This window comes from Rahnella sp. ChDrAdgB13 (assembly GCF_017655185.1).
In the GTDB taxonomy this organism is placed as follows: Bacteria; Pseudomonadota; Gammaproteobacteria; order Enterobacterales; family Enterobacteriaceae; genus Rahnella; species Rahnella contaminans.
The window spans coordinates 1-1,843 of record NZ_JAEMGT010000176.1 but is presented as its reverse complement, the minus strand read 5'-3'; the positions used below and the strand labels follow the sequence as shown (position 1 = coordinate 1,843).

Genomic DNA, 1,843 nt, shown 5'->3' with positions numbered 1-1,843 from the left:
CAGCTGCAAGTTGAACGTTTGATGGACGATGCGGGTATTGCCCCGCGCTTCCAGCACTGTGAATTCAGCAACTACGAAACGGTCAACAAGGGCGCCAGAACAAATTTAAATGCCTGCCAAAGCTACGCGAAATCCTTCCCTGAGCTTTCAAAGAAGGGAACCGGCTTGATCCTGATTGGCAAATGCGGCACCGGCAAAAACCATCTGGCCGTAGCTTTGGCGAAGGAAGTTATCCGACAGCACCAGCAGTCCGTATGCCTGACCGATGTTATGCGCATCATCCGCGCCGTGAAGAGCACGTGGGGCAAAAATTCCGAACGCACTGAAAGCGAAGTAATCGACTATTACGCTTCACTGGGTCTGCTGATCATCGATGAGGTGGGTGTGCAGTACGGGTCTGATGCAGAGAAAATTATTCTCTTCCAAATCATCAATGACCGTTACGAAAACATGTTGCCTACCATCCTGATCAGCAACTTAACCATGCCTCAGTTGGCGGAATCCATCGGTGAACGCCTGACAGACAGAATGAGCGAAGGCGGCGGCTCTGTGCTGGCATTCAACTGGGATAGTTATCGCCAGTCCGGGGTGAAGGCATGACTTACGAGGAAGCCGAACAAGCCGTGATCGGCGGATTGCTGCTGCGCCAGCTGGATGCGGCGGTGTTCGAAGTATTCGGTTTGTTACCTGCGGAAGCTTTCTCGATCAGGCAGTACCGGGAAATTTATCTGGAAATAAAGCGCCAGTCTCTGGATGGAAAGAACACCGATCCGTTCCTGGTGGCTGACGCGCTGGGTGACGGCTATGAGGCGCTGACTGTAGCAGCAACCGGTCTTGCATGGGCGGCGCCGGGGCTGAAACATTACGCAGAAATGGTCAAACGCAATCACTTCCTCCGCGGTGCTGAATCCATTATGGCTGGCGCTTTGGACAAGTTCGATTCTGCCCGTAACGCCGATGAAAAAATGGCGGCTATCAAACAGCTGCAAAACGATATCCAGCGCCTGAGCTTCAGCGATGACAGCCGTACACCGGTTCACATTGACGAACTGCTATCCGGAATGGCTGAAAAACTTGAATCCAGAATGGAAGGGCGCGAAGGAAGCCGCACTATCCTCACCGGCATCGAAGAGCTGGATCAACTGACGGGCGGGTTTGATTTAACAGACCTGATTCTGCTGGCGGCCAGACCTTCGATGGGGAAAACTGAATTCGCGTTAAACCTCATCGACAAAATTACCGAGCAGGGTTGCGGGGCTTTATTTTTCAGTATGGAGATGTCTGGTGCTCAGATTGCAGAGCGTCAGGTTGCTGGCGCGGGGGGATTCTCAACCTCGAAATTGAAATCTCCACGGGGATTACATGACGAAGACTGGGCGCGGATCGGAATGGGCATTCAAAGCATGACTGGGCGCCCGATTTGGATTGATGACGCCAGCACATTGGACGTGAACCAAATCGCTGAGTCAGCAGAACGCCACGCATTAGAGCATCCGGAACTGGCGATCATCTTTGTTGACTACCTCGGACTTATCGAATTATCCAGCAGTCAGAGACACGACATTGCCGTGGGTGAAGTTTCGCGTGGGCTCAAGGCTCTGGCAAAGCGCATCAGGCGCCCGGTGGTCGCCCTCAGTCAGTTATCACGCGGAGTCGAGCAGCGTACCAATAAGCGCCCGGTGAATGCTGACCTGAAAGACTCAGGAAGTATTGAGGCCGATGCAGACCTGATCATGATGCTTTACCGGGATGAGGTATACGACGAAAACAGCCCGGCGAAGGGGCTCGCTGAAATCAATGTCACCAAAAACCGTAACGGACCACTGGGCACCGTGTACCGCCA

The 1,843-nt window shown here is 53.3% G+C and carries 2 protein-coding genes; both read left to right on the top strand.

All coding sequences use genetic code 11. The features are described 5' to 3' along the window. Positions 1–600 (top strand): ATP-binding protein (locus J8X26_RS26035; RefSeq protein ID WP_208952441.1); only part of this gene is annotated, 600 nt, incomplete at its 5' end. Beyond that, positions 597–1,843 (top strand): DnaB-like helicase C-terminal domain-containing protein (locus J8X26_RS26030; RefSeq protein WP_208952440.1); only part of this gene is annotated, 1,247 nt, incomplete at its 3' end. The genes J8X26_RS26035 and J8X26_RS26030, both read left to right, overlap by 4 nt.